Genomic DNA, 4,779 nt, shown 5'->3' with positions numbered 1-4,779 from the left:
GGTGTGGTGCTGGTGGTGCGGCCGAGTTTTGGCGCGCTGGTGGCCGCCGAGAGCGAGTTGGGGCCGTTGTTTGCGCTGGTCGAGCGCGCCGCCGGGGGTCGGCTGGGGCTGAGCGAGATGGTCGCCCTGTTCTGGCACTGCCTGGCCGAGCGACCGGCGGGGCTGACCCGCGAAGCCTTTGCCGAAGGGGTGACGGCGGGCGGGCTGGCGGCGGCGACGCCGGTGCTGCGCGTGCTGATCGGGCAGATCCTGGCGGGGCGGTGAGCGGCGTGACGCGTGGGGAGGGCCCCCTCCACCATTCGCTGATCGCGAACGGTCCCCCTCCCCGTGCCGGGGAGGTTTATTCGAAGGAGTTGCCATGAAGTGGTTCGGGCGCAAGGCGGCCGGGCGCGAGGTGTCGCGTGCCGGGTTGATGCGGGGCGGATGGGGCACGGGCGAGTGGCCGCGATCCTATGACGCGCAAGTGCGCGACGCCTATCTGAACAATCCGGTGGCGCAGCGCGCGGTGCGGCTGGTGGTCGAAGGGGTGGGCAGCGCGCCGCTGACCGCGTCCGACCCCGCGCTGCTGGCGCTGGTGCGGGCGCGATCGAGCGGGCAGATGCTGATCGAGACAGTGGCGGCGCAGTTGCTGCTGCACGGCAATGCCTATGTTCAGTTGCTGACCGATCCGGGAGGGGCGCTGGTCGAGCTGTTTGCGCTCAGACCCGAGCGGGTGACGGTGGAAGCGGACGCCCAAGGCTGGCCGGTCGCCTATCGCTATGCGGTGGGGGGCGGGCAGCCGTTGCGGCTGGCGGTCGACGGCCCGGACGGGCGGCCGCAGGTCATCCACCTGAAGAGCTTTCATCCGGCCGACGATCATTATGGGCTGGGCTGCCTGGGCGCGGCGGCGGGGGCGGTGGCGATCCACAATGCGGCGACGCGGTGGAACAAGGCGCTGCTCGACAACGCGGCACGGCCATCGGGCGCGTTGGTGTTCGACCCCGGCGACGGGGCGGCGATGTCGCCCGAGCAGTTCGACCGGCTGCGCGCCGAGATGGAAGCGGCGTTCCAGGGCGCGGCCAATGCCGGGCGGCCGATGCTGCTGGAAGGCGGGCTGAAGTGGCAGGCGATGAGCCTGAGCCCGGCGGACATGGATTTCGTCGGGCTGAAGGCGGCGGCGGCGCGCGAGATCGCGCTGGCGTTCGGGGTGCCGCCGATGCTGATCGGCCTGCCCGGCGACAATGCCTATGCCAATTATCGCGAGGCCAACAAGGCGCTGTGGCGGCAGGCGATCCTGCCGGTGGCCGAGCGCATCCTGGGCGGGATCAGCGAAGGCGTGGCGGCGTGGTTTCCGGGCGGGGCGATCGCGCTGGACCTCAATCAGGTGCCGGCGCTGGCCGAGGACCGCGAGCGGATGTGGGCGCGGGTGAACGCGGCCGGGTTCCTGAGCGACGAGGAAAAGCGCGCGATGCTGGGGGTTTGAGGGGCTGGTGCGCACAAGTGGATAGAGGCCCCGGCCTGCGCCGGGGCGACGCCTTGTTCCTTAGGGGTTTGGAGTAGCGGCATGAGCGAAAGTGCGATGCTGGCGCAGTTGCTGCGTCAGGCTGAGGGGGCGGGCGTGGACCTGCCGACGCTGCGCGCGATCGTCGAGGAGGCGGGGGAGCTGGGCGCGGGGCGGGCGCTGGCGCGGCTGGGGCTGGAGGATGCGGGCGCGGGCAAGGACATGGCGGAACTGCGCGAGCTGTTGGGCGCGTGGCGCGATGCGAAGCGATCGGCGCTGAAGGCATTCACCGGATGGGTGATCCGGGTGGCGCTGGCGCTGATGCTGGCGGCGCTGGCGGTGCGGGTCGGCCATTCGGGCTGGATCAAGTGAGCGTGCGTTTCGCCGGCTATGCGGCGGTGTTCGACGCGGTCGATCGCGGCGGCGACGTGGTGCGCGCGGGCGCGTTCCAGCCGCTGCCGGCGCGGGTGCCGCTGCTGTGGCAGCATCAGGGGGCGCCGGTGGGGGAGGTGGAGGCGATCGAGGAGGATGCGCGCGGGCTGCGCGTGATCGGGCGAATCAGCGACGCGCGGCTGGCCCGGCTGGTGGCGGGCGAGCGGCTGACCGGGCTGTCGTTCGGATACCGGGTGGTGGCGGCGGAAGGAACGCGGCCGCGGGCGCTCAGCCGGGTGGAGCTGGTGGAGGTGAGCCTGGTCGCGCAGCCGATGCAGCCGCTGGCGCGGGTGCATGCGGTGACGGGGGACTGAGCCCGTCCTTCGATACGCGCCCCTTCGACTGCCTGCCAGGGCAGGCGCTCAGGACAGGCTTCGGCTTCGCTCAGTCGCTCCTGAGGATGAGCGGTTGGAATGGTTTCCGACGAAATTTGAAGATCGAGCGGGCCCTGGCCCCTCCACCACCGGCGGTGCCGGTGGTCCCCCTCCCCGAGCAAGCTCGGGGAGGATCTTTTCTTTGTGGGAGAATGACATGGACGAGGTGATGGACGGCCTGGAAGCGAGCTTCGAGGCGGTGGAGCCGGTGCGCGCGGTGGCGCGGCCGATGCTGGCCGGTAATGGCGGGCGCAGTGAGGGCTTTTCGACCTTCCTGCGCACCGGCAGCGCGATCGAGATGAAGGCGCTGAGTTCGGCGACGGGCGCGGCGGGCGGCTATGCGGTGCCCGAGGAGATCGACGCGGTCGTCGACCGGACGCTGAAGGCGATTTCCCCGATCCGCGCGATCGCCAATGTCGTGCGGGTGGGCAGCGCCGGATACCGCAAGCTGGTCGCGAGCGGGGGCACGCCGTCGGGCTGGGCGGCGGAAACCGGCGCGCGTGCGGAGACCGCGACGCCGACGTTCAACGAGCTGTCGCCGCCGATGGGCGAGCTTTATGCCAATCCGGCGGCGAGCCAAGCGATGCTGGACGATGCCGCGTTCGATGTCGAAGCGTGGCTGGCCGACGAGATCGCGACCGAATTCGCGCGCGCCGAGGGGCAGGCGTTTGTGAGCGGCAACGGCACCAACCGGCCAAAGGGGTTCCTGACCCAGCCGACCGCGACGGCGGGCGATGCGACGCGCGCGTTCGGCACGCTGCAATATGTACCGAGCGGCGCGGCGGGCAATTTCGGCACCGCGCCGGACGAGCGGCTGATCGACCTGGTGACGGCGCTGCGCCCGCCCTATCGCCAGGGCGCGTCGTTCGTGATGAATTCGGCGACGCTGGCGCGCATCCGCAAGCTGAAGACCGTCGACGGCGCGTTCCTGTGGCAGCCGTCGCTGTCGGCCGGGCAGCCGGCGACATTGCTCGGCTATCCGGTGGTCGAGGCCGAGGACATGCCCGACATCGCCGCAGACAGCCTGTCGATCGCGTTCGGTAATTTCCGCGCCGGATACCTGATCGCCGAGCGCAGCGAGACGCAGATCCTGCGCGATCCCTATTCGAACAAGCCGTACGTCCATTTCTATGCGGTCAAGCGGATCGGCGGGATCGTCAGCAATTCGGAGGCGATCAAGCTGATGAAGTTCGCGGTGGCGTGAGCGGGCCGGGGGGAGGGCCGGCGTGGCGCTCCCCCCTTTCGGTTTTGAGCGGTTCGCGGGGGTGGCGATGAGCTTTGGAGCGAATGGACCCGGCGACGTGTCGCTGGGCGCGGCGGATCGCGCCGCAGCGGTGGCGGCGGTGCGCGAATGGCTGCGATCGGACGACGGGCGCGAGGATGCACTGATCGCGACGCTCGCGGAAAGCGCGCTGGGGCTGTGCGAGCAGTTCATCGGGCAGGTCACGGTCGCGCGCGAGATGGTGGCGACGCTGCCCGCCATGCGCGGATGGCAGCGGATCGGGGCCACGCCGGTGCGGGCGATCACGGGCGTCACGGGCTTGCCCGCCGAGGGCGCGGCGTTCGCGCTGGCCAACGATGCCTATGCGATCGACCTGGATGCCGATGGCGGCGGCTGGGTGCTGGTGCGCGATCCCGGCATTGCAGGGCGCGTGCAGGTGACGCTGGTCGCGGGACTGGCAGACGGTTGGGACGGGCTGCCTGCGCCGGTCGCACAAGGTGCGGCGCGGCTGGCGGCGCACTGGTTCAATGCGCGCGATGCGGCCGAGCCGGCACCGATGGCGGTGACCGCGCTGTGGCGACCCTATCGCCGCATGCGGATGGGGGGTGCGCCGTGCTCGAACGGCTGAGCGCGCGGGGGCGGATGATTGGCGCGGTGGCGGAGCGGCGGGCGGTCGCGCGGGTGACGGATGCCGCCCGTGCAGCGCTGGGCGAGGCGACGGTGCGGGTCGAGGGCGACGAGATCGTCATCTACTCGGCGGACCGCCAAGCGCGCTGGATCGGGGGGTTGGTGCGATGAGGGTCGAGTTGCAGGCAGCGATGCTGGCCGCGATCGGCGAGGTCGCCGGTCTGGCGGGCGCGTTCGATGCCCCGCCGGTGCGCGCGGCGCTGCCGCACGCCGTGGTCGAGGAGCCGCTGATCGCCGACTGGGGCACCAAGGATCAGGACGGCCGCGAGGCGCGGGCGACCGTGACGATCCGCGATGCGGGCGAGCGACCCGAGCGGCTGCGCGCGCTGGGCGACGCCGTGGAGGCGGCGGTGCTGGACATCGCGGCCGAGCTGGGCGGTGGGTGGCGGGTCGCGAGCCTGGTGCTCGTGCGGTCGCGAGTTGTGCGCGAGGGCGCGGGGCGATGGGCGCTGATCAGCGAGTTCCGGGTGCGGGGGCTGCGGGCGGGCGCTGCGCAATAGGGGACCTATTGCGCGAACGAGCGCCCGCCCGGCCGGCGGGCCGCAGGTCCCGTCCGACGGCGTGGCTTTGCCACGGCGGGGGGG

General features: G+C 71.9%; 8 protein-coding genes. All 8 read left to right on the top strand.

Annotated elements, in window-relative coordinates; genetic code table 11:
• Positions 1-264, top strand: a 264-nt coding sequence (locus AX709_RS17965; protein WP_066551364.1) for a GTA-gp10 family protein, incomplete at its 5' end; no start/stop codon positions are given.
• A gap of 94 nt (positions 265-358) precedes the next feature.
• Entirely contained in the window at positions 359-1,462 is a 1,104-nt protein-coding gene (locus tag AX709_RS17960; RefSeq protein ID WP_066551360.1) for a phage portal protein, read from the top strand.
• Positions 1,463-1,543: 81 nt separating this feature from the next.
• The gene (locus AX709_RS17955; RefSeq protein ID WP_066551358.1) at positions 1,544-1,852 is read left to right on the top strand and encodes a DUF6127 family protein; all 309 of its coding nucleotides are present in this window, start codon (positions 1,544-1,546) and stop codon (positions 1,850-1,852) included.
• Positions 1,849-2,226 (top strand): HK97 family phage prohead protease, encoded by a 378-nt coding sequence (locus AX709_RS17950; protein WP_066551356.1) that lies wholly within the window; start codon positions 1,849-1,851, stop codon positions 2,224-2,226. The genes AX709_RS17955 and AX709_RS17950 overlap by 4 nt, the downstream gene beginning before the upstream one ends.
• Before the next feature lie 217 nt (positions 2,227-2,443).
• Positions 2,444-3,490: a phage major capsid protein gene (locus AX709_RS17945; RefSeq protein WP_066551354.1), complete on the top strand. Its 1,047-nt coding sequence runs from the start codon at positions 2,444-2,446 to the stop codon at positions 3,488-3,490.
• A 22-nt stretch (positions 3,491-3,512) separates the two neighbouring features.
• The gene (locus AX709_RS17940) at positions 3,513-4,136 is read left to right on the top strand and encodes a head-tail connector protein (RefSeq protein WP_231727567.1); all 624 of its coding nucleotides are present in this window, start codon (positions 3,513-3,515) and stop codon (positions 4,134-4,136) included.
• Positions 4,121-4,306 (top strand): hypothetical protein, encoded by a 186-nt coding sequence (locus AX709_RS17935; RefSeq protein WP_066551350.1) that lies wholly within the window; start codon positions 4,121-4,123, stop codon positions 4,304-4,306. Before AX709_RS17940 ends, AX709_RS17935 begins: the two co-directional genes overlap by 16 nt.
• The gene (gene gp17, locus AX709_RS17930) at positions 4,303-4,695 is read left to right on the top strand and encodes a tail completion protein gp17 (protein ID WP_082731856.1); all 393 of its coding nucleotides are present in this window, start codon (positions 4,303-4,305) and stop codon (positions 4,693-4,695) included. Before AX709_RS17935 ends, gp17 begins: the two co-directional genes overlap by 4 nt.
• Positions 4,696-4,779 lie beyond the last annotated feature (84 nt).

The sequence above is a fragment of the Sphingomonas sp. CCH15-F11 genome (genome assembly GCF_001557005.1).
Taxonomy (GTDB): domain Bacteria; phylum Pseudomonadota; class Alphaproteobacteria; order Sphingomonadales; family Sphingomonadaceae; genus Sphingomonas.
Note: the sequence above shows the minus strand (reverse complement) of the source record. Positions and strands in the feature narration are given on the sequence as shown.

What these genes read in the sequence shown, in the direction of transcription:
- AX709_RS17960 (WP_066551360.1), top strand. Translation starts at nt 359, where the DNA reads ATGAAGTGGTTCGGGCGCAAGGCGGCCGGGCGCGAGGTGTCGCGTGCC.
- AX709_RS17955 (WP_066551358.1), top strand. Translation starts at nt 1,544, where the DNA reads ATGAGCGAAAGTGCGATGCTGGCGCAGTTGCTGCGTCAGGCTGAGGGG.
- AX709_RS17945 (WP_066551354.1), top strand. Translation starts at nt 2,444, where the DNA reads ATGGACGAGGTGATGGACGGCCTGGAAGCGAGCTTCGAGGCGGTGGAG.
- gp17 (WP_082731856.1), top strand. Translation starts at nt 4,303, where the DNA reads ATGAGGGTCGAGTTGCAGGCAGCGATGCTGGCCGCGATCGGCGAGGTC.